The following is a 25,831-nucleotide window of genomic DNA, read 5'->3' on the forward strand; positions in this document are numbered from 1 at the left end:
AGCTTTCGTAAAGGTAAATTATTCTTATAATGCTTGTCCTAAATGCAAACCCTCCCCTTAGTAACAGTTTATGAATCAGATGGCTTAAGGATAGAAGCTGCCGATAGTCTTGCGTTGGTCAGGACGGAGTGGCTGCGCCCTTTAACAGGTGACCAATTTATGGCTGAAGCAATGGAGGCATATAAGCTTATTGTCAGCAGGAAAGCAGAGAAGGTACTTGTTAACTCGCAACAGGCCTCTATACTTGATCCCGAAACAAAAGACTGGCTCTCCAACACCTATTATAAATTATTCTCGCATTCATCTCTCAGGAAAATGGCCCGTGTAATGCCTGACAACCTGTTCAAGAAACTGGCGCTGGCATCAGTTGTAGCACGAGCAGACGCAGCAGGAGATATTTCTTACGATATTCAGGATTTTGCTTCAGAAGACGAAGCTGTTAGCTGGTTACTGGAGGAGTAAGCAGCTTATACTTTTGCTGCTACGAAGTATAGGTTTCCGAATTTTAGCTTATACTTGTTAAAAAGCCGCTAACTATGGAAGCCACCATCACCTACCACGACCAGGTTTATACTTTCAACCCACTGCAACCGCTGGATATTTCGATGCCACTGCACGACAGGCAGCCACAGCCGGAATGTTTCTGGGCAGAGCCGGTTCAGTTTGATGTAATTCGTGTTGGTGATTTTGTAGGGAGTGTGGCAGAAGGAGGCAGCACCAACTATAAGCGCGTACATGTAACGCCACACGGCAACGGTACCCACACCGAATGCTACGGCCATATTTCTGCAGATGAGAATGCCACCATCCACAACTGCCTGAAACGCTTTTTGTTTGTAGCCCAGCTGATAACTATAACGCCACAAAAGCAGGAAAACGGCGATGAAGTAGTGCTGCTGGAAGATGTACGGAAGCAACTGGAAGGTATAAAACAAGAAGCAGTTATACTTCGCACCCTGCCTAACACCAACGACAAACTTACCCGCCACTACTCCGGCACCAATCCGCCATACTTAGAGCACACCATAGGGCAATATTTAGCAGAGAAAGGCGTGCAACATTTATTGCTGGACCTACCATCTGTGGACCGTGAACTGGATGAAGGAAAACTGCTTTGCCACCACGCGTTCTGGCAATACCCGAAGAACACCCGCTGCGGCGCCACCATCACCGAACTTATTTATGTGCCTGACCATATTGCTGATGGTTTATACTTGCTGAACCTGCAGATTGCCAGCCTGCAACTCGATGCCAGCCCGAGCAAGCCTGTACTTTATAGTTTATCGCCGGTTTTCCCTGAGTTATAGTATACTTTAAGTATGAAGCAGACCACGGACACCATTTTGATGATCGAGCCGACAAACTTCTGCTATAACCCGGATGCTGCTGAAACTAACAAATTCCAGAAGCAGGCAGAAGGCTTAGCTCCAACAGAAGTACAGGAGAGGGCACTTCAGGAATTCAGGCAGATGGTGCAGCAGCTACAGCAGGCGGGCATTGAAGTAAATGTGATTCGCGATGTAGAAAGCTCCTGCACACCTGATTCTATTTTTCCGAATAACTGGTTCTCCACACACCAAACCGGCCAATTGGTAACCTACCCAATGGCTCCTGCTAACCGCCGTGGCGAGCGCAGACAAGACATTATTGACTTACTGATGCAAAAGTATGGCTACCGTGAGCATGTAAAACTAGAATATTTTGAAGAGTTACCTGAGCCAAAATTTCTGGAGGGCACCGGAAGTATGATCTTGGACAGGGTGAACAAAATTGCATACGCTGCTTTATCTCCCAGAACAGAACTTGAGCCACTACAGGAATTTTGCAACAGGCTGAAGTATAAACCGGTAACCTTCCGTGCTTATGGCCCGACGGGTGAACTCATTTACCACACTAATGTGATGATGTGCTTAGGCGATACGTTTGCTGTTATTGGGATGGATGTAGTAGATGCACAGGACCGGGAGAAGCTGCGTCAGCAACTTGAAAGTACCGGAAAAGAAATCATCGCACTTACCGCAAGCCAAACCCACCACCATTTTGCTGGGAACATGCTGCAACTGCGCAATAAACAAAATGAAACTATACTTGTGATGTCCGAAGCAGCTTATAATTCCCTTACAGATGAACAGCTAAGCAAACTTAGAAGACACAAAGACCACCTGCTATTCTTCCCGATACATTTAATTGAGCAGTGTGGCGGGGGTAGTGTGCGCTGCATGATTGCGGAAATCTATAAACCTGAACAAGTATAAACTCGAAAGCCGGAGCTTTAGCCCCGGCCTCAAGCAGTTTAGTTGTTTGTAAGGGTGTTGTTTTTAAAATAAAGCTTCGGCCACTTTGCGCACCGATTCTGACTTGCCCATAGAGTAGTAGTGCAGGCACGGCACACCAAATTCCATCAGTTCTTTCGATTGCTTGATAGCCCACTCTACGCCCACCTGAGCAGCCGCTTTGTTATCCGGGCAGGCCTCAATGGCATCGGCTAAATCGCAAGGTATTTCGATATGGAACAGGCTTGGCAGTAAGGTTAGCTGAGACTTCGTGGTCATCGGCTTTAAACCCGGAATAATCGGCACATTTATACCTTCTTCGCGGCAGCGGTTCACAAAGTCAAAATACTTCTGGTTGTCGAAAAACATCTGCGTTACGATGTATTCCGCGCCCAGTTCAATTTTCTTTTTCAACCAGCGCAAGTCCGACTTCAGGTTAGGTGCCTCGAAGTGCTTTTCAGGATATCCGGCCACGCCAATGCAGAAGTCTGTAGGGTTATGAAATGTCTGCTCATCATCCAAATAGCAACCGTTGTTCATATCTACCACCTGCCCGATAAGCTCTGACGCATAATTGTGCCCGCCAGGCTCCGGAAGAAAACGTTGCTCACTCTTTACACAATCACCGCGTAGCACCAATACATTGTCTATACCAAGAAAGTGCAGGTCTATCAGCGCATTCTCTGTTTCTTCTTTATTGAAGCCTCCGCAAATAAGGTGGGGCACTGTGTCTACTTTGTAATGATTTTGAATAGCCGCACATATGCCTACCGTACCAGGGCGCTTGCGTGTGGTGCGCTTCTCCAGTAATCCATTCTCGCGCTGTTTATATACATACTCTTCGCGATGGTAGGTCACGTCGATAAACGGCGGCTTAAACTCCATCAGCGGGTCTATGTGGCTGAACAGGGTTTTCATGTTCTCGCCCTTCAGCGGAGGCAGTATCTCAAAAGTGAACAGCGTTTTGCCGTTGGCATTTTTGAAGTGATCCGTTACTTTCATGTAAGGGTGTTTCTTATTTAGATATTATATCTCAGATTTAACTACACCGCCTGCTGCGCTACCGGCTTTGGCTCGTAGTTCAGGTTCGGGGATAGCCAGCGCTCCAGTTCCTCTTTGGCCATACCTTTGCGCTGTGCGATATCTGCTACCTGGTCTTCACCAATTTTACCCAACCCAAAGTACTTCGATTCCGGATGCGAGAAGTATAAACCGCTCACCGAGGCCGCCGGGTACATCGCTAGGTTTTCGGTAAGTATAACCCCAGAGGTTCTTTCAGCATCCAACAGGTTAAACAGTGTGATTTTTTCGGTATGGTCTGGGCAACCAGGATAGCCTGGTGCTGGACGTATGCCTTTATAGTTCTCTTTGATCAGGTCTTCGTTACTCAGATTTTCTTCCGGTGCATAACCCCAAAGTTCTTTCCTAACTTTAGCATGCATCAGTTCCGCAAAAGCTTCCGCTAAACGGTCGGCCAAAGCTTTTACCATGATGGATTTATAGTCATCATGCTCAGCTTCATATTTCTCTATCAACTTCTCGATACCAAAACCAGCCGACACCACAAATCCGCCGATGTAATCGGGCACGCCAGTTTCTTTCGGAGCCACAAAATCTGAGAAAGCCAGGTTTGGTACGTTAGCTCCTTTCTTGCCCTGCTGCCTCAACGTATGGAACTCCGTCAGCACGTTTCCACGTGAATCATCGGCATATACTTCAATCGTATCATCTGCTTCCACGTTGGCAGGGTAGAAACCAACTACAGCACGGGCTTCCAGTAATTGCTTATCCACAATCTCCTGCAGCATTGCCTGCGCATCGTTAAACAGTTTGGTTGCTTCTGTGCCCAAATCCGGATCTGTCAGGATTTTCGGGTATTGCCGCTTCAGCTCCCAGGTATGGAAGAAAGGTGTCCAGTCGATGTATGGCACGATCTCCGAAAGCGGGTAATTGGTGTATGTTTTGTTGCCGATAAAGCTTGGTTTAACAGGTTTCGTTGTATTCCAGTCTACTTTATACTTGTTGGCGCGGGCTTCTTCTATACTTGCAAAAGCACGGTCTTTGGTTCGGCCTAGGTGGTCTTCACGCAATTTCTCATACTCTGCTTTAATCTCGGCTATGTAAGCTTCACGCTCACTGCCCAACAGGCTGCTCACTACGGTTACACTTCTGGAGGCATCATGCACGTGTACTACGGGGCCACTATACTGCGGTGCAATTTTCACGGCAGTGTGTACTCTTGAAGTTGTAGCTCCACCAATTAACAAAGGAATCTTCATGCCGCGGCGTTCCATTTCCTGCGCTACGTATACCATTTCATCCAATGAAGGTGTGATAAGTCCACTCAAACCAAGGATATCTACCTTGTGCGCTTCAGCTTCGGACAAAATCTTATCCAGCTGCACCATCACGCCCAGGTCTATTACTTCGTAGTTGTTACAGGCCAGCACTACGCCCACAATGTTCTTGCCGATGTCGTGCACGTCGCCCTTCACAGTAGCCATAAGTATAGTACCTGCGGTTGATTTAGACGTATCGGAAGCCAGCTTCTCCTGCTCCATAAACGGCAACAGGTACGCCACCGACTTTTTCATTACACGTGCACTCTTTACTACCTGCGGCAGGAACATTTTACCAGCACCAAATAAATCACCAACAACGGTCATACCTGCCATCAGCGGCCCTTCAATCACATCCAGCGTTTTGGTTGCCTGCTGACGAGCGACTTCGGTGTCTTCTTCTATGTAGTCAACTATACCTTTTACCAAGGCATGCTTCAGGCGCTCTTCCACAGGGGCATCGCGCCAGGCATTATCGGCTCCGGCGGCTGTCTTGCCTTTGCCTTTTATAGTTTCCGCGTAAGTAACCAGCTTTTCAGTGGCATCCGGGTGGCGGTTAAAGATCACATCTTCGATCAGGTCGCGCAGCTCGGTTGGTATTTCACTGTACACACCCAGCATACCCGCATTCACAATACCCATGTCCATACCTGCCTGCACGGCATAGTATAGAAATACGGTGTGCATCGCTTCACGCACAATATCATTGCCCCGGAACGAGAACGACAAATTACTTACACCACCGCTTACCAGGGCATGCGGCAGGTTCGCTTTTATCCATTTTACAACCTCGATATAATCTACCGCATAGTTGTTATGCTCTTCTATACCTGTGGCAATCGCCAGGATGTTCGGGTCAAAAATAATGTCCTGTGGCGGGAAGCCAACTTCGTCTACCAGTATGCGGTAAGAGCGTTCGCAGATCTCTTTTCTGCGCTCCAACGTATCGGCCTGTCCCTGTTCGTCAAATGCCATCACCACTACAGCGGCACCATACTGGCGTACTTTACGAGCTAATTTCTTAAAGGCTTCTTCTCCTTCTTTTAAGCTGATAGAGTTAACGATAGATTTGCCCTGCACACATTTCAACCCGGCTTCTATCACGCTCCATTTCGAAGAGTCGATCATGATAGGCAGTTTGGCAATGTCAGGTTCGGAAGCGATCAGGTTCAGGAAGTTGGTCATGGCCTGCTCCGAATCGAGCATACCTTCGTCCATGTTCACGTCTATGATTTGTGCGCCACCTTCTACCTGCTGACGGGCAACTGCCAAAGCTTCTTCAAACTGTCCGTTAACTATAAGGCGTGCAAACATCTTGGAGCCAGTAACATTGGTACGTTCACCGACATTCACAAAAAGGCTTTCGGGGGTAATGGTAAGGGGCTCGAGGCCGCTGTAGCGTGGGAGTGGAGCTACCGGAGTGGGAGTGTGCGGTTTATACTTTCGCACCAAGTCTGCAATTACTTTGGTATGTACTGGCGTAGTGCCACAACAACCACCTAGTATATTTACTAATCCCTCTTTCAGGTATTCTTCTACAATTGCCCCCATTTGCTGGGCTGTTTCGTCGTAGCCGCCAAATGCATTTGGCAAACCGGCATTCGGGTAAGCGCTGATGTAACAGTCTGATATTCTTGATAACTCCTGGATGTGTGTTTTCAGCTGACGAGCACCTAATGCACAGTTAAAGCCCACGCTAAGTATAGGTGCATGTGAGATGGAGTTATAGAAGGCTTCTACAGTCTGTCCAGACAAGGTACGGCCGCTGGCATCGGTTATAGTTCCGGAAACCATGATCGGCAGTTCTTTGCCGCCATCATTTACAAATTGCTGTATCGCAAAAAGGGCAGCCTTACAGTTTAACGTATCAAAAACGGTTTCTACCAGCAGCAGATCAGAACCACCATCTACCAAACCACGCACCTGCTCATAGTATGCCTCAACCAATTGATCAAAGGTAATGGCACGGTAACCAGGGTTGTTTACATCCGGAGAAAGCGAAGCCGTACGGTTAGTCGGGCCAATGGCACCAGCTACAAAGCGTTTGTGCGAAGGATTCTTGGCTTGTATCTCATCTGCAGCTTCACGGGCTATCTTCGCAGATTCATAGTTAAGCTCATACACCAGGTGCTCCAGGTGATAGTCGGCCATGGCTATACTTGTTCCGCTGAACGTATTGGTCTCGATAATATCGGCACCAGCCTCTAGGTACTCTGTATGGATGGTCTTGATGATATCGGGCCTAGTAATAGAAAGCAGGTCGTTGTTTCCTTTCAGGTCGGAGGGGTGATCTTTAAAGCGCTCGCCGCGGAAATCAGCTTCCTGTAGCTGGTAACGCTGGATCATGGTGCCCATGGCGCCATCAAGCACAAGTACGCGCTCTTTAAGCTGCTGGTAGATCGGATGTGTTTTGGTCATGGCTGGTGTCTTTCTTCTCGTAAGTCTTCTGCATTGTCTTATCAAGAAGGACACCCTAAGGCAGGATATACTATCTTATCTTTTCCCGGCTAAAGTATAGCTGGGAAGGGAATTAGCACCAGGCTTGTACAAGGTTGCTAAGACGTCATAGGGCCCTATCCCTCAGTCTTTCTTGATAAGAAGTTGCAAGTTAATACACTTATCCGCAAAACGCGAATTTTTGTTGCATTAGAATATAACTATAATCACTAATACAACTGATGTGCTTCAAAACAGAAAAGGACACATTAAGTGTCCTTTTCCTAAAAGAGTTTGGTCGTTTCCGATTAATTACTCTTCTTAGTTTAGTATACGATCAGTAAAACGCTAAGTTTCTACATTTTACATTTAAACAAAATAAAAAAAGGGATGCCTTTCGACATCCCTTTTTAAATCTGCAAAGGTTCGTATTAAGCTTCTGCTACTACGTTAGGAATTACAGAAACGTAAGAACGGTTCTTAACGCTTTTCTTAAATTCTACTTTGCCATCAATAAGTGCGAACAAAGTGTGGTCTTTACCCATACCCACGTTCTTACCTGGGTGGTGTGCAGTACCTCTTTGTCTTACAATGATGTTACCAGCGATAATGTCCTGGCCACCATAAATCTTAACACCAAGTCGTTTTGAGTGCGACTCACGACCGTTGTTAGAACTACCAGCTCCTTTTTTGTGTGCCATTTTGTTTTACTATTTAATCAGGCCTTAGCCCGAAATGGTTCTACGATAAATTTCCTCTTACTGCTTATCCAATGCTCTCGATCAGAACTTTAGTATAGTCAGAACGATAACCTCTCGACTTTCTATACCCTTTTCTTCTCTTCTTCTTGAAAACACGGATTTTCTCGCCTCTAACGTTGCCAAGGATTTTACCAACCACTTTAACACCGCTTACGAATGGAGCACCTAAGGTAATGGTTCCGTTATCATCTGTAAGAAGAACATTGGCGAACTCAACGGCGTCACCTTCATTGCCGGAAAGCTTGTTAGCGTAGATGAACTTACCGCTCTCTACTTTGGTCTGTTGACCTGCGATTTCTACAATTGCGTACATCAGCTTCAATGTATGTTTAAAATTTAGTCTGCAAAAGTACGGTGCTTAATTTTAATTTGCAAACACTTATAACTTAAAATGTTCGCAGATTTCAACAGCACTTTCAGGCATTGTGGATAACCATGTTGATATACACGTGACATTTTTTTTGCACCTGTTAAAAACTGCCATAACAACAAACAAACTAGGTAGTTACAAGCAAAACAGGTTTTTCACCTTTTCCACAAAACAAATTTACAGGTGCGCAAAGCACATAGATTAAAACCAGAAACCTACACTTCTTTTTGTACTCTCGCTCTTCATATATGGCAAAACAGCATGTTTAAACACTATAAGCCGGCATTTCATTGCACTTAACAATTATTTAATATATAATTTACAATATATTAACTATCTAATATGACATATACATCATGTGTATAACGGTGTTAATTTCAGCATAACAATCACACCTACAACCACTTAATTATTTGTGCATAAATTGAACAACTTTACCCCCTACTTTCAAGTTCAATTCTCTATATTTGAAGTCACGATACTACCAGGTACCTGCCGGGAACCCGTCAAAAACAAAAGTAAACATGGGGTGTTTTCTAAGCTGATTAGCTTACCCCTTCAACCAATAAAACATTTAGTAGCTTATGGAGCCAATATTACAAGAAAACCCAAACCGCTTTGTACTGTTTCCGATTCAGCATGATGAGGTATGGCAGATGTATAAAAAGGCTGAAGCCAGCTTTTGGACTGCAGAAGAGATCGACCTTAGCCAGGACCTGAAAGACTGGGAAAACCTGAACGATGGCGAGCGTCACTTTATCAGCCACGTGCTTGCATTCTTTGCCGCATCAGATGGCATCGTGAATGAGAACCTGGCGATAAACTTTATGCAGGAAGTACAGCTACCGGAAGCGCGTTGTTTCTATGGTTTCCAGATCATGATGGAGAATATTCACTCCGAAACATACTCGCTCCTGATCGACACTTATATAAAGAAGCAGTCTGAAAAGGATTATCTCTTCAATGCGCTGGAGACCGTGCCATGTGTAAAGAAAAAAGGCGAGTGGGCACTCAAGTGGATCAACAGCGAGAACTTTGTTGAAAGACTGGTTGCCTTTGCAGCTGTAGAGGGTATTTTCTTCTCCGGTTCTTTCTGCTCTATTTTCTGGTTGAAAAAGCGTGGCTTAATGCCAGGCCTGACCTTCTCTAATGAGCTTATCTCCAGAGACGAAGGTTTGCATTGCGATTTTGCCTGCCTGCTTTACTCTATGCTGCAGAACAAGCTTTCTGAAGAGCGAATCCATACTATTATCAGGGATGCAGTAAGTATAGAGCAGGAATTTGTGACAGATGCGCTGCCGGTTGACCTGATCGGTATGAATGCAAAACTGATGAGCCAGTACATTGAGTTTGTGGCTGACAGACTACTAGTAGCACTTGGCTACAGCAAGATCTACAATGCTGCTAACCCATTCGACTTTATGGAAATGATCTCGCTGCAGGGCAAGACCAACTTCTTCGAGAAACGTGTAGGCGAATACCAGAAAGCAGGTGTACTAGGCGACAAAGACAAAAATGTTTTTTCGCTGGACGAAGACTTTTAATAATATCAGAAACTAACTATATTTAAGTGGCAAAGGAAATCAAAACTCCGGAAGCCGCTTAAATACTCTTACATACCTTACCGGACAGTGGCTGAAGTATAAACTAAACTGCAAACCTGTACCGGTACCTAAGCTGGCCCTGGGCCATCAAAGGGGAATCTCATCCCCACTATATAGTAAAAGCATTTGGCTTTACCTATAATCTATTGTACTACAACGGCTTATACCACACCGCGTATTAGCTGGCAGTATCTTATACTTTAAAAATTCGGCTTACTGCTTTGGCAGAAGCTTCCTGAAATATATCTGTTAAGAACCCGGGCTTTTTAATCCCGCTAATTGTATACACTATGTTAGTTGTTAAAAGAGACGGTCGCCGCGAATCCGTTAAATTCGACAAGATCACTGCACGCATCGAGAAGCTGTGCTATGGCTTACATGCTGATTATGTATCGCCGATTGAAGTTGCCAAGAAAGTAATTGATGGTATTTATGATGGCGTAACCACTGTTGAGCTGGACAACTTGGCTGCTGAAACAGCGGCATCGCTTACTACCAAGCACCCGGATTACGCGGTACTGGCAGCACGTATTGCTATCTCTAACCTGCACAAGGTTACCAGCAAGTCGTTCTCCAACACCATGAAGCGCCTGTATACTTACACCGACCCTAAAACCGGAGAGAATGCATCGCTGCTGGCGAAAGATGTGTATGAGATCATCCGTAAGCACGCCGCTACACTTGACTCTACAATCATTTACGACCGCGACTATAACTACGACTACTTCGGCTATAAAACACTGGAACGCTCTTACCTACTGCGTTTAGATGGTAAGATTGTAGAGCGCCCGCAGCACATGCTGATGCGTGTGGCCGTTGGTATACACAAAGATGACATTGAAGCTGCTATCGAGACATACAACCTGATGTCGGAGAAGTGGTTTACACATGCTACGCCTACCTTATTTAACGCCGGTACACCTAAGCCTCAGCTTTCTTCGTGCTTCCTGCTGGCCATGAAGGACGACAGCATACCAGGTATTTACGATACCCTGAAGCAGTGTGCGCAGATCTCACAAAGTGCCGGCGGTATTGGTCTGAGCATTCATAACATCCGTGCAACAGGTTCTTACATAAAAGGTACAAACGGTACATCCAACGGTATCATCCCGATGCTGAAGGTGTTTAATGATACGGCCCGCTACGTAGACCAGGGCGGTGGTAAGCGCAAAGGTGCTTTCGCTATTTACCTGGAGCCTTGGCATGCCGATATCTTTGATTTCCTGGAACTGAAGAAGAACCACGGTAAAGAAGAGAACCGTGCCAGAGATTTATTCTATGCCCTTTGGACACCAGACCTGTTTATGAAGCGTGTGGAAGAAAACGGTGACTGGAGCCTGTTCTGCCCGAACGAAGCACCTGGCCTTGCCGAGTGTTGGGGTAAAGACTTTGAGCGCCTGTACGAGAAGTATGAGCGTGAAGGCCGTGCCCGCAAAACGGTAAAAGCACAGGACCTATGGTTCCATATACTGGAGTCGCAGATAGAAACCGGTACCCCATACATGCTGTATAAAGATGCCGCTAACAGCAAGAGTAACCAGCAGAACCTGGGAACTATAAAAAGCTCGAACCTGTGCACCGAAATTATGGAGTACACCGACGAGAACGAAGTAGCTGTTTGTAACCTTGCATCGCTGGCCCTGCCGCGTTACGTGAAAGATAACGGCAACCATAAAGTATTCGACCACCAGAAGCTGTTTGATGTAACTTACCACGTTACGCTTAACCTGAACAAGGTAATTGACATTAACTATTACCCGGTAGAGGAAGCACGCAACTCTAACATGCGCCACAGACCTATTGGTTTGGGTGTGCAGGGTTTAGCAGATACATTCATCGCGCTGCGTATGCCATTCGAGAGCGAAGAAGCGAAGCGCCTGAACGAAGATATCTTCGAGACGATCTACTTTGCATCCATGACGGCTTCTAAAGACCTGGCTAAGAAACAAGGTGCTTACGAAACATTTAAAGGCTCTCCGTTATCGAAAGGCCAGTTCCAGTTCGATATGTGGGGTGTAACGCCTAAGTCGGGTCGCTGGGACTGGGAAGAACTGCGCAAGGAAGTTATGGAGCACGGCGTACGTAACTCGCTGTTGTTAGCACCTATGCCTACAGCTTCTACAGCACAGATTTTAGGTAACAACGAATCGTTTGAGCCTTATACTTCTAACATTTACCTGCGCCGCGTACTGAGTGGCGAGTTTATGGTGGTTAACAAGCACCTGCTGAAAGATCTGATTGCGCTTGGCCTGTGGAATGACAAAATGAAGCAGGATATTATTGCAGCTAACGGCTCGGTACAGGATATCCCGAACATCCCGCAGAACATTAAGGACTTGTATAAAACAGTGTGGGAGATCAGCCAGCGTACAGTAATTGATATGAGTGCCGACCGTGGTGCTTACATTTGCCAGAGCCAGTCGCTGAACCTGCACGTAATGAACGTGAACTTCGGTAAGCTGACTTCGATGCACTTCCATGCCTGGAAGCGTGGCCTGAAAACAGGTATGTATTACCTGCGCACCAAAGCCGCTGTTGATGCCATTAAGTTTACTGTAGAGAAACAAGCCGCCGAAACCCTATCGCCAGTTTACAACCAGGACCAGAACCGCAGCGACATGGCCTGCTCACTTGATAACCCGGACGCTTGCGAAGCTTGCGGGTCGTAAAGTATAAAGTATTGATAATAGGAAAGGGAGGCTGAATAGCTTCCCTTTTTGTTTTATAGTTCAGACGCTAGCAGGAGCTGCGCACGCTGCTAGGTCTTTTAGATCTCGTCTTCTTCAATAAGTGGAGTTATACTTGCAAAGTCGGCTGCATTTTCTTTATGAAACTTCGTGTACCAATCTCTATCACCAAACCACTCCAAAACTTCTTCACGCTGCAGGGCTGTTTTACTTTTAGAAAGAATACTATGATAAGATGAGTAGGGCCAATCATTAAAATCATCTATGAGGTTGTGATGCTGCGGATTAAAGTGGATATAATAGATTAGCCGAGTGAAATAAGATTCAGAAGTTACTTCTTTCCTACCAAACCGGTGCTGGAATAACTTCCCAATTCGCTCAAACCGGTTATTTATAGTTTTAGTATATGCATTAAGAAGATGTGCCAGTTGACGCTCAACACTTATATGCTTTGTTGAATCTTCAGTTAAACATTGTGGTTTCAAATGATCTTCACTTTTAATTCTTATTAAAAAGTGCACATGGTTAGGCAACAAGCAATAGGCAAAGGTATCAGCGTACGGGGCTGTATACTTCCGATAGAGTTGAAGAAATAGATGGTAATTATCGGAATGCCTGAATAACGTTTCTTTATTATTGCCACGGGTATAAATATGGTAGTACTTGCCAGATTCTAACGCTGCTAACTTTTGCATAAAACCTTATACGGTAAAGACCTAGCAGCGTGCGCAGCTCCTGCTAGCGTCTGAACTATAAAACAAAAAGCACCTGAGATCTCTCCCAAGTGCCTTTTTCAAATCTATACTTTATTAATTGCTTAGCTGTTACGCACGGCAATTTCTACGCGGCGGTTTTGCTGGCGGCCTGCAGCTGTTTCGTTAGATTTTACTGGTTTTGCTTCTCCAACCGGGTGAACCGAAATACGAGAGGCATCTATTTTGCCATTCTTCTGCAGCCAGTTCTTTACGGCTTCAGCACGGCGCTTCGCCAAGTCTTCGTTGTAACCGGCACTGCCTTTAGCATCGGTATAACCGTAAATACGGATATCGCCATCTTTGCTGCGCTGTGCTATAGATGAACTGATCTTCTGCAGGTTAGCCTCAGCGCCTTTCTTTATCTCAGCTTTATCAGTATCAAATAAGACATTCTCGCCCAGTGAGTAAACGCTATACTTGTCGTTGCCACGAACTTCTACGTCGCCATCTTTAAACTCAGGCCAGTTTACAGCTGGCATGTCTACGTCCATATCCAGGTCATTCCAGTCTGCGTCTCCGCTGGCATCCACATCTACTATGGTACCATCGGCTGCTGAGTCAGGTTCGTTTTCATTTTCGAAGGCAACCGCAGTATCAGCAGTTGCTTCTGTAGCTTCATCATGTGTAGCTTCGGTTTTCTTGTTCATGTCATCGCAGGCGCTCATAACGCTCACCAATAAGCATGTCATGTAAAGTACTGTTTTTCTCATAGTTGTTTAGTTTATTTAATTGCCATTTTAGTATGGTGCTTAACTCATACGACAAAAAGAAGCTTCAGGTAAAGGACGAGCAATAGATTGCCTTTACATACCATTTGAAGGATGCATGCTTGTGAAGAAGTATAGAGGAGGTTACTGATAGTATAATTAATCGCCTTCTGTGGCATCAATGGGTTTACTTACCCAGGCAAGAGCATCTGCCTCATTGTCGAAATCTTTAACAATCATGTTACCTAAATCTTCAGCCCGCTCTAGCAATTGCTCTACCGCCATTTTGTTAAATACATCAAAAGAAACAATTGTAGCATTGCGCCTTATCGTACTGGCAGCCAGCCTGGGGAAGACATAAGAGGCAAACCAGTCCTGATCCGCTTTCCGGATAGCTCGCAAGTTACGGTTATCACCAATCCATCGTAAAGGTTTATACTCTTCAATTACAAGCAGGCAAGCTTCTACTACCTCTCGGAACTCGTTACCACTGATAAAGCCTTTAGCGGCAGCTATACCTAATTGCAACTTGTCATCATAGGTTATAACTACAGCGTTATTTTGAAACAGGTCTGTATCATTGTACCATAGTATGTAAGCTTACAGTGTAGCTAAAGCAGGATGCAATCTGAGATTATACAAGGCTTTACGGGTAAACAAAAAGTGCAGTTAATTATTTAGGCGCAATAAATGCAAAGGCCACCCAAGTATAAAACCAGGTGGCCTAACTATAGCATGATTTGTATATTCTTTAAACTAAATTACTATCAGCAGGTTTTGAATCTTCAAAAGGTTGTTTCAGCCATTCCATCGCATCTTCCAGCCTATCGAAATCGCGGAATGCAATACTACCAAGCCCACCGCTTCGCTGGTACATGCTTTCTATTGCCATTTTATTGAACAGGTCTTCAGACACCAGATTGGCTATGCGGCGGACCGGGCTCTGCATTAGTTTAGGCACAAACTCATCTATTGTCCATTGCTGGTCCTGCTGCCGTATGGCTTTCATTTTTCTGCGGTCGGCAAGCCAGCGGGTTATATTGTGTTTATTTACAAAGTCAAGGCTATCCAGGCCCGCTTTGCGCAACTCTTCGCTTCTAAGGAAGCCTTTCCATTCTCCTACGCCAAGCTGAAGCTCTTCGTCGTAACTTACCCGCATGGCATCAGTTTCATAGTATAATTTAAGCATAGAACATCTTTTAATTATGCTGAGCCAAAACAGCACCGGGAAGAACACAAACTCCCAATACAATTTTTCTATTTTAAACGAAAAACAGCCCGCGTAAAAACAGCAAAGTATAAAATTCAACCTACGTAAGCTGCCTTTTTATACTTCAAAAAAATGCTGAAATCTGTATTGCTCCTGAAAAATGTAAAACAAAAAACCCGGACTAATATAATCCGGGCTTTCCATATAAGAATAGATTAGTTTCTAATGTATAACTACAACTACTGCTTCAGGAAGCGATATGTCTCACGCGCCTCACCATTACTTACGTTTACAAAGTACATTCCGGATTTCAGGTTTTGTACCGGCACCACCAGCTCATTACCTGTTACCTGCGTAAAATGGGTTATAGTTTTACCCGCTGCATCCAGAATCTGAACAGCAGTTTTGGCATCTACCTGAGCCAGTGCAATTGTTACTTTCTCTACAGCCATAGTTGGGAATACCTGGGCTAATGGTACATCTGTTTTTGCGGCCGTAAAGCTAACTTCTACCATTTTAGAGAATGAAACTTTGCCATCAAAATCAACCTGACGAAGGCGGTAGTAGTTAATGCCTGTTGCCGGTCTGTTATCAGAGAATGAGTAGGATAACTTTCTGCTGCTCGTGCCATTGCCGGCTACTTCCCCAATTTTGCTGAAGCGCTTTCCGTCCAGACTGCGCTCTATTTCAAATTTCTCGTTATCTTTTTCGGAAGCAGTGCTCCAGCTAAGTATAGCTGCGTTGTTTTGCTTGGCAGCTTTAAAATAAGCCAGTTCAACCGGAAGCGGCGCAATCTGTTGTTCTTTTTTCCAGGTCAGGTTATGTATAGCAATGCCCTGACGACCATTACCATTACGGATTGCTGAGCTGTTATGGTATTGTATAACTACTCTGGTAACAGCCTGTGCAAAAGTAATTGTTACATCTCCCTCGTTAGATGCATTATCGCTGGCAATAACCCCAGAAAGTGCAGCCGAGGCAAATTTGTTGTAAGAAGTAGTTTTTACTTTATTCTTTACAAGCGGCACCTGTGTACCATTGTTGTAGCCTGTAACGGTTATCTTATCTATAAACTGATCTGCTGCAATATCTATATCAAAAATAGTGAATGTCAGGTCTTCTACAGGTTTGTTTAAGTCTAGCTGCACTACTGACCCTGCCGTAGCAGATGCTCCTGTTTGCACCAGTGTAAGCGATTTTGTATTCGCTTTATAGGTTTTATCGTCAACTTTGGCAACCTCGTATGTAACGCCAGTGCTTAAAGCTGAAGACCAGCGCATTGTTACGCCATCTACAGTATAAGGAGTGGTAGAATTAGTACCTGATACAGCAAAAGGATTCTCATCTGCAGGGCGGTTTGTCCAGTCGAAAGTAGAGATTCCTGTTTCTGGCGTAGCTGTTATAGTTACATCATCGATAGCGTAGTAAGCAGCCTCGCTATTCGTATTGGAGTTGGAGATAGTTATTTTCCAGTAGATCCTAACTTCCGGCAAACCCATAGCAGCTGCAGGCAGTGCTATAGGAGCACCACTGTTAACTTTGTTCCAGCTGCCATTTATATTGTTTGTAGAAGTATAAAATGTAGTACGGGTAGCACCACCATTCACACTATACTGTAATTCTACAGGAGCATTTAACGGGAAGTTATTTTTGAAAGGATTCCTGAACTGGTTCCAGGTAATAGTTGCATTGCTATAGCTTAAAGTAGAAACTCTGATAGATAAGCTTTTAGCACCTGATGCCGAATTTACAGTTTTGACATAATTACCTTTCGAAGATTGGGCTACTGTACTCTGAACAGCACTGGCAATTTCCCAGGTACTAGCTGGTTCTACATAAATTCCGGCTACTGTTCCCGTACTTGTTTCATTAAAGTTCTCGTGATGAAGTAATACCTGGGCAGAAGCTCCGAAACTAAACACTAAAAAAGTAATAAGGGCAATGTAAATGTGTTTCATATAAACTATCGTCTGCCGGCCTATATGAAATAACTATGCCATCTGTACTTATTTGGCTGCCAAACCTGATGCCCACAAAAAAATAGTATGCATTGCATACAATACTTTAACACATAGCTCTGACAGACAGCATCTTACTGCCAAATATCTTTTAAAGAAATAATATACTGAATAGCTATACTTATAAGCCAATTCCTGATTCAGCAACTTCCATATTTCCATTTATGGGAAACATGACTAACTCTTGGGAAAAATTATGTTTTAAGAGCAACTCTAACTCAGCCGATATAGTTCAGGCATTTTACCTGAAATATTGGGTGTTATGACTAATAAATTAGAGTAAACCAATCCTGCTTCTGTTTGTTAAAAAAATTGAACTATATTGCTCCGCTTAACTGACATATTGGCTCTATCAAAAGCTGAAATAATATATAAATAAGCCATAATGACAAGCAGTTAGCAACCGGATAAGTACAGGATGTGTGGCACGTAGTTTGTATCAGTATTATAAGAAATAAGATTTGAGGAGAAGGATATGGATTTTATAAATAATAAAGAATTTCTGAAGAACATCGCACAACACCTGAACTTATTCAATACAATTTCGGGAGGTATAAGCGAGACACAGGTAACAGTTGATAAGTATAAAAAGGGAGCTGTTATTAAGGTTTGGGCTGCAGGTGTAACTCCGGAGTCTTTTAAAGTGCTGGTACATAATAATGAGTTAACTGTTTACTCTTTACTACACAGTACTGATAATCCTGATTTACATGTGCCTATGTTTAACCAGGTGTTTATGCTACCGCCACAGGTAAATATAAATGAGATTGAAGCTGTTTACCATAATGGTAAATTACAGATCAGGTTGCCTTACCATAGTGCAGCCATCAGACCAAAAGAGATTGAAATTAAGCAACTATAAAAAAGAAGGGCTACTGTTAAGTAGCCCTTCTTTTTTATAGTTGGCAGCTATTATCTTAAATAAACTTTGCTTTTATAATAGAGGTCATATAATCGTGCACTTCCACTGTCTCCTGATCATAAGGAAATGTATTATACTTATCGGCTGAGGTTTGTGCTACCCGGCAACCGTTATTGATCATCATGTAAATTAATTCACGCAGGCGGAATGGGTGGCCTGCTACATTTAGTATGCAAACTGCATCGCTTGTTTCCACGTGCAGGAACATGTGCTGCACATGGTTTACATCCGTCATTATCTCCTGATCAGACATAGGTACTCCTTTTAACTTTGGCTTCGGTTTTAAACTATAATCCTGTAAAAGCTAAAATAGTGCCATCTGGCTACGGCGTTTATCTTAAACAGCTAATTGCCATTAGTTTATATTTGCTAAAAATGTTTTAGGTAATAGCCTCCAAGTATAATTTGTGCTAAAGCTAAAGTATAATATTTCTGATACATGTATACACAAAAACCGCAGGAAGTATATTTCCTGCGGTTTTCTTAAGTTTTATGCTACATGTTAATTTATTCTTGCTGCCGGCATGGTTCTCCCACCATGGTGCATCAGCATTTTAGCTACTTTGCCTTCTGCATCTTTCTCAAAAGTGATCATGGCCGGAGCTACTTTTAGAAAGAACTTGTCTTCTGCTTCAGGAAAGATATGGAATATATCCTGGTTGGGCCCCTCGGTATAAAGCTGGCCCTCCTGCAATGTTATTTTAAATTTTACATTAGGAGCTACCTGATACTCCCCAACGTAAGCCGATAACTGAGCATCTGAAAGCTGTGCCAGGGTGTGCACAACAGGCACCTGGTATTTTCCGCCTTGCACAATAGCTACTACATCTTTAGAAATAGGGCCATTTACCTGCTGCGATTCATAATTGCTAAGTATAGTGATAGCTATTTCCTGTTCCGGGAATCTTATGAAGTTGGCTTTAAAACCATTTATTGCGCCGCTGTGGCTTATTCGCTGCTTTCCATCCACAGAATCTATCACCCAACCATAGCCATAATCTTTCATTACAGGTGTAAACATTTGCTTTTTAGAAGCATCGCTCAACAGCTTATTACTGTTTAAAGCAGCATCAAATTTTGCAAGATCGGCAGGGGTGCTGTACATGGCCCCTGCTGCATGGCACCAACTCATATTTATAGATTTAGCTAATTTACGGTCAACTCCATCATGGTTATACCCCAATGCCATACCTGCTACCGGCTTGCTAAACTCCATACCTGTTTCATGCATCTTCAGTGGCTTCAATATCTGCTGCGCCAGTACTTTCTCGTAAGGTTTGCCGGTTACTTTCTCTATCACTTGGCCTAGCACAACAAAGCCGGTGCTGCTATACTTCCATTTAGTACCAGGTTCAAACTCCAGCGGCTTGTCTTTTACTAGTGCAACTATATCGTGAGTAGTAGCTGGTTTAGTGTTCACATCTTTCCAGTAATTCACAAAATCAGGAAGGCCAGATGTGTTTGAGAGCAAGTGGTGCAAAGTTATTTTATCTCCATTCGGGAAATCAGGGATGTATTTACTTACCTTATCCTGTACATTCAGCTTACCCTGCTCCTGTAGCTGCATTACCAGCACCGCAGTAAAAGATTTTGTAATAGAACCCAGACGATACTTTACATCTGCTCCGTTAGGAATGTGTTTTTCGTAGTTGGCCATACCAAAGCCCTGGCTGTATACAGGTTTGCCTCTTTCCGTTACGACCACTACACCATTAAATGTGCCCTGTGCCAGGTGCGCACCCAGATACTCGTGCAACTTACCGGTTACATCTTTCTGCACCTGCCCATAGGCACTGCTTACACCAAATACTACTGCCAGTGCAATAGCAGTGGCCACCTGCTTTGCAATAGCCACTCTGTTTAAAATACTTTTTTTCATAGTTTTATTTTGCATGTGTCATCTTCTTATCTGATGAAGACGCTGCAAATATATAACACACTACTATGCGATGCAAGGTACTATAAAATTAAAGTGGCGGATGGATCAGATTTAGTTGTAGAAGCAAATATTTAAAAAGTAAACTGACTTATCAGAAATAAAAAACACCCGGTTTATGGCCGGGTGTTCATTAATCTAAAAGCTTCCGCTCTCGAAATTTTTTTCTCGAGTATAAGTGGCGGATCATCCTTTTTTGCTACTACTAGCGTAAATTTACTTTTACCGTCATGGTAATAGATAAGCGTAGTCAGATCTTCATAGCCGATGCTATAGATCTTCCTTTTATTTCCAATAAAATTATATTTATCTAATTCAATATTTCTCAATAATCTCATAACCCTACTATCGTCTGGTATTATTAACGGTTACCACACGCCTCATGGTTTCAAATTCTTAAGGAGATACAACGCTTTCCTCTGAATAATTATAGAACCAAGGCCTAAACACAGGTGATAAACATTATATTAGTAGGTTCAAATACAATTATATGAAAGAGGCAATAGTAACAACTGCCTTGATTTTAAGAACAATACAGTTACAAAATATCCGATGTCGGCCATAGCTATAAGAGAAATTACCACCCTTGATGAAATGCTGAAGCAGCACCCGCTCATTCAGCAACTTAACCCTACTATGGCCGCTGATAAGTATGCACAGCTGCTCCGGCAGATGCTGCCAAATGGCTATCGAATGGTAGGTGTGTTTGATGCTGCTGTTTGTGTCGGATTATCCGGCTTTTGGATTAATACTAAGCTGTATAGTGGCAAATATCTTGAAATTGATAATTTTATAGTTGATGCGGCTTACAGATCGCAACAATTGGGCAAGCGCTTAGCCGACTGGTTATATAATGAAGCTGAGAAGGAGGGATGCCAGACTATAATGCTTGATGCTTATACATCTAACCACGGAGCACATAAATTCTACTTCCGGGAAGGCTTTCATATCAAAAGCTATCACTTTTATAAATCATTATAATGGAGCGAGGCAGGTATAGTTTCTGGGTCTGGTTGTTATACTTTGTTTTGTTCGAAGTAATTGTATACCTGGGGTTAAGCTACCTGCTATCAGGCCTTGGCGAAAGCAACCAGTACCAGGAAGAGAATACGGTGGTGCCTAACTGGGTAAAAGCGGTGGTATTTATACTTTTATACTTGCTATGCATGCTAATAGCCGTAATGCTGGTAAGCAACTTTGTACCTAACAAACACCGGAACCAGCTAATGAAGTGGGTATACATGGCTTTGCTGGGCCTTCCTGTTATGCTGATCATTCTTTTTAATTGATATCAATACTATAGCCGTATATATTCGTTATTAGCTATAATTTTAACTTATGTTTTTAGTTATGGGAAAACAACTTTACTCACTACTTGTACTTTGCTTTATTTCTTGTATAGGTGCCACAGCTCAACCTACACCGCGATATTTTATAAAGCTTCAATCCGGAGAGGTAGTTACTGCCAATAAGATTCAACTCAAGTCGCCACTGTTCAAGTCTAACCATTTTCTGCTGGATGATTCGCTAAAGTATAGCCCGGCGGCAGTTAGTATTTACCAGAACGAAGACGGCTATTTTGCCCGTATAGAGGCAGGCAACAACTCCGAAGCATTTGCCAAGCGCATTATAGAAGGTCCACGTATCGATAAATACTACTCATCCCGTACCACCTATGACCATTATGGTTACTCACCCTATGGGTATGGCTATGGTTACGGGATGCCACGCACCAGCCGCAAGCGTATTTATTATTTCTCCAAAGATGACGGCCCTTTATACTTGTTCACCCACGAGAACCTGCAGGAAGCATTAAGTGATAATGCAGCCAGTGCTACGCTCTTACATAATTACAAACGCGATAAATACATAAACACAGGTATAACCGTGATAGGCACAGGTCTGATGGCTTTAGGTATTTTAAATTCGCAGCAAACTGAGGATGGTACGCTTAAGCTTTCGCCGGTACTTTATGCCGGTGCCGGGGTATTAGGAGCACAGTTTGTTTTTAACCTTTTCCGAAAGGACAAGTTAACCCAGGCTATTCAGGTATATAATTACCAGATCAAACAATAAAAACTACTATTTCACATTCTACCAGAAGCCATAACTATAAAACCAGTGGAAAACCTTTTACTGTTACATGGGGCCCTTGGAGCAGCATCTACGCTTGCGCCATTAAAGAAAGCTTTAGCCGGGGAGTACAATGTTTATACATTAGATTTCTCAGGGCATGGCGGACTTGAGCTACCAGAGCAAGGATATAGTATCGCGCTTTTTGCCCAAAATGTGCTGGAGTATATGCAGGAACACCAGTTAGAGCATGTTCATATTTTTGGGTATAGCATGGGTGGCTATGTAGCTTTATACCTGGCGCAGCAGCACCCGGACCGTGTTAAAAGTATATTTACCTTAGCTACCAAATTTGCCTGGTCAGAGGAAACCGCTGCAAAAGAAGTAAAGCTTCTGAACCCGGAAAAGATAAAGGAGAAGGTACCTAAATTTGCAACTATACTTGCTGAACGCCATACACCACAGAACTGGGAACAGGTGATGTATAAAACTGCAGATATGATGCAGCAACTGGGCAAGCAGCCCTCGCTTACACCTGAGGTGCTTTCCTATATACAGCAGCCCGTACAAGTTGCCGTAGGCGACCGGGATAACATGGTAACACTGGAAGAAACAATACAGGCTTACCGCAACCTGCCAAATGCCAGCTTACTTATACTTCCTGCAACTCATCATCCACTCGAAACTATACCTGTCAGCAGACTGCAACACGAAATAAATTTATTTACCACAAGTATAGCTACTTCTTTACCAGCTTAACTCTTATGCCATTCAGAATTACACGAGCCCAGCATTTTCTCTTCAGCATCTTAACTTTATTTATCAGCCTTAGCTTATTTTCCTGCGCAGGCAGCAAAGCTGATTTTGGTGAACGAGGATATACCGAGCAGGGTAAAGCATCTTATTACAGCCGTAAGCTGCAGGGTCGTAAAATGGCAAACGGCGAGCCTTACCGCCGGCACAAGCTTACTGCAGCTCATAAAACCTTACCTATGGGTACCAAGGTAAAAATCACCAACACAGCTACAAATAAGTCGGTAAAAGTAAAGATCACAGACCGCGGCCCTTTTGTGAGAGGCAGAATTGTTGACTTGTCAGAGTCGGCAGCTAAACGGGTTGGATTAATACAGGCTGGCGTTGCCCCCGTAACCATGAAGGTAATACGACCAGCAGCCAGAAACTAATTAATAGTATATTACATATACTTACCCTTATATTCTGATCGTTAGCAGTATAAAAATAATATTTCCCTAAAATATACAATCATAAGGTTGTAAAACAGATAATTAAATTTTACATTTGAGTGTGAAAAATGTGTGTCAGAAGGTTCGGTTATTTATACCAGTAGCAGCTGCAGCAGTGCTACTGTCTTTACCGTGCACACATGTTTCTGCAAACAATAATCATGGCGCTACCACAGCGCAGACTGTTGCTCCTTCAGAAGAAAATGGCACCACTGCCAAAACCACCACTGCCAAGCCCAAAACAAAGCCTGTAGCTGCTAAAACACGCGATAAATCGGTGTTGGATGCTGATGCTCTGGATAGCCCTTTATCTTATTTTAAAGAGGCTTTCACTCCTGAAGAGGATAATAACGGCCATGATGGCTCCCCAACTTTAACAAATACAGTAAAAGCACTGGTAGCTACGCTTCTCTCTACTATTATGTAGCCTTGGCTTTCGGCTCACTTCCGGCTTTTAAAGCCCTGTTTCCCACGGAGTATATCAAAAAATAGCTTAAAGTCTGATGCCAGGCTGTAGAACGGGTATTTAAATGTAGCAGGTTTGTTACGCTCGAAAAAGAAATGCCCTACCCACGCAAACCCGTACCCGATTACCGGCACAGCCAGCAACCATTTATACTTACCTGTAACCAACGCAACTATAACTACAACAAGCAGTAAGGCGGTACCTATAAAGTGTAATGCTCTTGAAGTGGTATGCTGATGCTCTGACAGATAATAAGGATAAAACTCGCGTAACGAAGTATAGCGTTTTGGTTCGGTTGTGCCTGCCATAGTATAATCAATTAGTAACTATACCAACTTACACAAATCGGTCTATACTTTCAACTATACTTATACTGTTAAATAAGGTCTGTGAGCAGGGCCAGTACTAAGCCAAGTAGTGTTGCTACAAGCTTGTTGCGATTAAAGCTATGTTCCGGGCTGGTCTCGAAAAGTATAGTTGTGGAAATATGCAGGAAGTTACCAGCTACAAGCCCTGTAAGTGCAGTATAAACCATGCCACCAGCTTGCTCATGCGAGAGCAGCGAATTGCTAACTAATATACCCAGCGGTGAGCCTACAGCAAATATCAGCAGCCAGCTTAATGCCTTCCTGAAATCCTTAACCCGGGACAACAATACAGACATGAGTGCAAAGGCCGCCGGCACATGATGCAAGGCTACGCCGAGTAATACGGAGTAAAAGCTGCCCTGGTGGTGCATATGCCCTACATCTCTGTAATCCTGGTCTACCAGTATACTTCCTTCTAAAAAGGAGTGCACAAACAGGGAGCCTAATAAAAGGAAAGGGATTGTATCGGCGTCATGATCGTGTGCATGTGTATGCATGTGCCCATGCTCCACTCCATGCGAGAAAAGCTCCAGTATCAGTTGCAGAAAAAAGCCTGCCAGTACCCAGTACCCTACCAAATGCGGCTCTTTATTGCTCAGCAGCACATCCGGCAACAGGTGCGTAATTGTAATTGTAAATAAGTAAGCTCCACTAAATGCAAGGGCCATTTTAAGCCACCGCACATTATTTGGCGGAAACAGCTTTACAAGAAACCCGGACAGCATTACCGTAAAGAACAAAACCAGAATGGCTATAAACATGCCCAGAGCTTATTTTTTGAGAACAAAAATCATACGTTCACTGCTTTCCAGTTTAAAAGGCTGCAGATCATAATCGCCGAATACTTCGGCCAGCCGTAGTTGCGCCATCCTGAAGTACTCCATAAAATCTTCTTGCCGCAAGGCGCGCACCCTTTCTTCAAAACAGTAATCTTCGCCTTTGTCTGAGAACCGGATGGTCTTTACAATAAACCCATTCTCTACACCTCTATGAATATGGAATTCAATACCCTGTACCTCTTTCTTTTCTTCAGCTACCAGGTTGGCAATGGTCAAGTCAGTATTCATAAAGTCGATCACCAGCTTACCGCCATACTTTAAGGATTTGGCTACAGCACACAAAGCAACTACATTCTCGGTTTCGTTTTCGAAATATCCGAAGCTGGTAAACAGGTTAAGTATAAAGTCAAATTCTTCCGGCAGGTATACTTCGCGCATGTCGTGCACGGCAAAGTGTAGCTGCTTGTTCTCGAACTGCTTTGCATAATCTATGCTTTGCGCCGACAGGTCTATACCCGTAACATCAAAACCTTTCTGGTTCAGGTATACCGAATGGCGGCCTTTACCACAGGCAAGGTCCAGTATCTTCTCGTGCGGCTTTGGGTGCAGATAGGTTAGCAACTTATCAATAAACTGCTGCGCTTCCTGCTCATCGCGGTTGTTATACAATATATGGTAGTAAGGAGAGTCGAACCAAGTACTGAACCACTCTTGTTCCTGTTGTTCCATCGCAGTTTATTCTGTTGGCAAATGAGTTGCAAATATAGGGCTAAATTATCAGACCATGGGTATACGCACAACTATAGGCAAAGTACACCGGGTCAGGCTATAGTTTAACAGGTATAAAAAAAGCCTGCCGTTCCTGAAAGCAGGAACGGCAGGC

General features: G+C 43.7%; 27 protein-coding genes and 1 riboswitch. Of the genes, 12 read left to right on the forward strand and 15 right to left on the reverse strand.

Annotation, left to right across the window (positions count from 1 at the left end; all coding sequences use genetic code 11):
- Positions 1-42 precede the first annotated feature (42 nt).
- The 3 genes from MJ612_RS15205 to ctlX all read left to right on the forward strand — a co-directional run bounded on the left by MJ612_RS15205 (position 43) and on the right by ctlX (position 2,255).
- Positions 43-462: a hypothetical protein gene (locus tag MJ612_RS15205; protein ID WP_187033808.1), complete on the forward strand. Its 420-nt coding sequence runs from the start codon at positions 43-45 to the stop codon at positions 460-462.
- A gap of 74 nt (positions 463-536) precedes the next feature.
- Positions 537-1,307: a cyclase family protein gene (locus MJ612_RS15210; protein WP_187033807.1), complete on the forward strand. Its 771-nt coding sequence runs from the start codon at positions 537-539 to the stop codon at positions 1,305-1,307.
- A 12-nt stretch (positions 1,308-1,319) separates the two neighbouring features.
- Complete coding sequence (ctlX, locus tag MJ612_RS15215; protein ID WP_187033806.1) at positions 1,320-2,255, forward strand: citrulline utilization hydrolase CtlX; 936 nt, start codon at positions 1,320-1,322, stop codon at positions 2,253-2,255.
- 63 nt (positions 2,256-2,318) lie between these two features.
- Here the strand turns inward: ctlX and metF are convergent, their stop codons facing one another.
- The 4 genes from metF to rplU form a co-directional block, all read right to left on the reverse strand.
- Positions 2,319-3,275, reverse strand: coding sequence for a methylenetetrahydrofolate reductase [NAD(P)H] (gene metF, locus MJ612_RS15220; protein WP_187033805.1), 957 nt, complete (start codon positions 3,273-3,275; stop codon positions 2,319-2,321).
- Positions 3,276-3,316: 41 nt separating this feature from the next.
- Positions 3,317-7,030, reverse strand: a complete 3,714-nt coding sequence (metH, locus tag MJ612_RS15225; protein WP_187033804.1) for a methionine synthase — start codon at positions 7,028-7,030, stop codon at positions 3,317-3,319.
- A gap of 72 nt (positions 7,031-7,102) precedes the next feature.
- Positions 7,103-7,212: riboswitch (SAM riboswitch) on the reverse strand.
- Positions 7,213-7,479: 267 nt separating this feature from the next.
- On the reverse strand, positions 7,480-7,749 hold the full coding sequence (gene rpmA / locus MJ612_RS15230) for a 50S ribosomal protein L27 (protein WP_187033803.1): 270 nt from the start codon (positions 7,747-7,749) through the stop codon (positions 7,480-7,482).
- A gap of 64 nt (positions 7,750-7,813) precedes the next feature.
- The gene (gene rplU, locus MJ612_RS15235) at positions 7,814-8,122 is read right to left on the reverse strand and encodes a 50S ribosomal protein L21 (protein ID WP_187033802.1); all 309 of its coding nucleotides are present in this window, start codon (positions 8,120-8,122) and stop codon (positions 7,814-7,816) included.
- A 641-nt stretch (positions 8,123-8,763) separates the two neighbouring features.
- Here rplU and MJ612_RS15240 point away from each other — a divergent pair.
- Positions 8,764-9,723 (forward strand): ribonucleoside-diphosphate reductase small subunit, encoded by a 960-nt coding sequence (locus MJ612_RS15240; RefSeq protein ID WP_187033801.1) that lies wholly within the window; start codon positions 8,764-8,766, stop codon positions 9,721-9,723.
- A gap of 350 nt (positions 9,724-10,073) precedes the next feature.
- The gene (locus MJ612_RS15245; RefSeq protein ID WP_187033800.1) at positions 10,074-12,452 is read left to right on the forward strand and encodes a ribonucleoside-diphosphate reductase subunit alpha; all 2,379 of its coding nucleotides are present in this window, start codon (positions 10,074-10,076) and stop codon (positions 12,450-12,452) included.
- 98 nt (positions 12,453-12,550) lie between these two features.
- On the opposite strand, the gene MJ612_RS15250 is transcribed toward MJ612_RS15245, so the two are convergent.
- The 5 genes from MJ612_RS15250 to MJ612_RS15270 form a co-directional block, all read right to left on the reverse strand.
- On the reverse strand, positions 12,551-13,165 hold the full coding sequence (locus tag MJ612_RS15250) for a transposase (protein WP_187033799.1): 615 nt from the start codon (positions 13,163-13,165) through the stop codon (positions 12,551-12,553).
- 122 nt (positions 13,166-13,287) lie between these two features.
- Complete coding sequence (locus MJ612_RS15255) at positions 13,288-13,935, reverse strand: OmpA family protein (protein ID WP_187033798.1); 648 nt, start codon at positions 13,933-13,935, stop codon at positions 13,288-13,290.
- A gap of 156 nt (positions 13,936-14,091) precedes the next feature.
- Positions 14,092-14,460, reverse strand: coding sequence for a hypothetical protein (locus MJ612_RS15260; protein ID WP_187033797.1), 369 nt, complete (start codon positions 14,458-14,460; stop codon positions 14,092-14,094).
- 223 nt (positions 14,461-14,683) lie between these two features.
- Positions 14,684-15,121, reverse strand: a complete 438-nt coding sequence (locus tag MJ612_RS15265; RefSeq protein WP_187033796.1) for a hypothetical protein — start codon at positions 15,119-15,121, stop codon at positions 14,684-14,686.
- Positions 15,122-15,381: 260 nt separating this feature from the next.
- Positions 15,382-17,100 (reverse strand): T9SS type A sorting domain-containing protein, encoded by a 1,719-nt coding sequence (locus MJ612_RS15270; protein ID WP_187033795.1) that lies wholly within the window; start codon positions 17,098-17,100, stop codon positions 15,382-15,384.
- Positions 17,101-17,635: 535 nt separating this feature from the next.
- Between MJ612_RS15270 and MJ612_RS15275 the strand changes: the two genes are divergently transcribed.
- Positions 17,636-18,022: an Hsp20/alpha crystallin family protein gene (locus MJ612_RS15275; protein WP_187033794.1), complete on the forward strand. Its 387-nt coding sequence runs from the start codon at positions 17,636-17,638 to the stop codon at positions 18,020-18,022.
- A gap of 55 nt (positions 18,023-18,077) precedes the next feature.
- Here the strand turns inward: MJ612_RS15275 and MJ612_RS15280 are convergent, their stop codons facing one another.
- The 3 genes from MJ612_RS15280 to MJ612_RS15290 all read right to left on the reverse strand — a co-directional run bounded on the left by MJ612_RS15280 (position 18,078) and on the right by MJ612_RS15290 (position 20,356).
- Positions 18,078-18,335 carry a hypothetical protein gene (locus tag MJ612_RS15280; protein WP_187033793.1) on the reverse strand — a complete coding sequence of 86 codons (258 nt, stop codon included), beginning with the start codon at positions 18,333-18,335 and terminating at the stop codon, positions 18,078-18,080.
- Between the two features lie 249 nt (positions 18,336-18,584).
- Positions 18,585-19,961, reverse strand: coding sequence for a serine hydrolase (locus MJ612_RS15285; protein ID WP_187033792.1), 1,377 nt, complete (start codon positions 19,959-19,961; stop codon positions 18,585-18,587).
- A 173-nt stretch (positions 19,962-20,134) separates the two neighbouring features.
- Positions 20,135-20,356 carry a hypothetical protein gene (locus tag MJ612_RS15290; RefSeq protein WP_187033791.1) on the reverse strand — a complete coding sequence of 74 codons (222 nt, stop codon included), beginning with the start codon at positions 20,354-20,356 and terminating at the stop codon, positions 20,135-20,137.
- A gap of 214 nt (positions 20,357-20,570) precedes the next feature.
- On the opposite strand from MJ612_RS15290, the gene MJ612_RS15295 reads away from it, so the two are divergent.
- The 6 genes from MJ612_RS15295 to MJ612_RS15320 all read left to right on the forward strand — a co-directional run bounded on the left by MJ612_RS15295 (position 20,571) and on the right by MJ612_RS15320 (position 23,762).
- Positions 20,571-20,999: a GNAT family N-acetyltransferase gene (locus MJ612_RS15295; RefSeq protein WP_187033790.1), complete on the forward strand. Its 429-nt coding sequence runs from the start codon at positions 20,571-20,573 to the stop codon at positions 20,997-20,999.
- Entirely contained in the window at positions 20,999-21,307 is a 309-nt protein-coding gene (locus MJ612_RS15300; RefSeq protein WP_187033789.1) for a hypothetical protein, read from the forward strand. The genes MJ612_RS15295 and MJ612_RS15300 overlap by 1 nt, the downstream gene beginning before the upstream one ends.
- A gap of 61 nt (positions 21,308-21,368) precedes the next feature.
- Positions 21,369-22,094: a hypothetical protein gene (locus MJ612_RS15305; RefSeq protein ID WP_187033788.1), complete on the forward strand. Its 726-nt coding sequence runs from the start codon at positions 21,369-21,371 to the stop codon at positions 22,092-22,094.
- Between the two features lie 45 nt (positions 22,095-22,139).
- Entirely contained in the window at positions 22,140-22,850 is a 711-nt protein-coding gene (locus tag MJ612_RS15310; RefSeq protein ID WP_187033787.1) for an alpha/beta fold hydrolase, read from the forward strand.
- Positions 22,851-22,855: 5 nt separating this feature from the next.
- Positions 22,856-23,275: a septal ring lytic transglycosylase RlpA family protein gene (locus tag MJ612_RS15315; protein WP_187033786.1), complete on the forward strand. Its 420-nt coding sequence runs from the start codon at positions 22,856-22,858 to the stop codon at positions 23,273-23,275.
- 130 nt (positions 23,276-23,405) lie between these two features.
- Positions 23,406-23,762 carry a hypothetical protein gene (locus MJ612_RS15320; protein ID WP_187033785.1) on the forward strand — a complete coding sequence of 119 codons (357 nt, stop codon included), beginning with the start codon at positions 23,406-23,408 and terminating at the stop codon, positions 23,760-23,762.
- 14 nt (positions 23,763-23,776) lie between these two features.
- Here the strand turns inward: MJ612_RS15320 and MJ612_RS15325 are convergent, their stop codons facing one another.
- From MJ612_RS15325 to MJ612_RS15335, 3 genes are all read right to left on the reverse strand, one after another.
- On the reverse strand, positions 23,777-24,109 hold the full coding sequence (locus MJ612_RS15325; protein WP_187033784.1) for a DUF962 domain-containing protein: 333 nt from the start codon (positions 24,107-24,109) through the stop codon (positions 23,777-23,779).
- 68 nt (positions 24,110-24,177) lie between these two features.
- A complete protein-coding gene (locus tag MJ612_RS15330; RefSeq protein ID WP_187033783.1) occupies positions 24,178-24,930 on the reverse strand; it encodes a ZIP family metal transporter in 753 nt (250 codons plus the stop codon).
- A 9-nt stretch (positions 24,931-24,939) separates the two neighbouring features.
- Complete coding sequence (locus tag MJ612_RS15335; protein ID WP_187033782.1) at positions 24,940-25,677, reverse strand: SAM-dependent methyltransferase; 738 nt, start codon at positions 25,675-25,677, stop codon at positions 24,940-24,942.
- Positions 25,678-25,831 lie beyond the last annotated feature (154 nt).

It is taken from the genome of Pontibacter deserti (genome assembly GCF_023630255.1).
Lineage (GTDB): Bacteria > Bacteroidota > Bacteroidia > Cytophagales > Hymenobacteraceae > Pontibacter > Pontibacter deserti.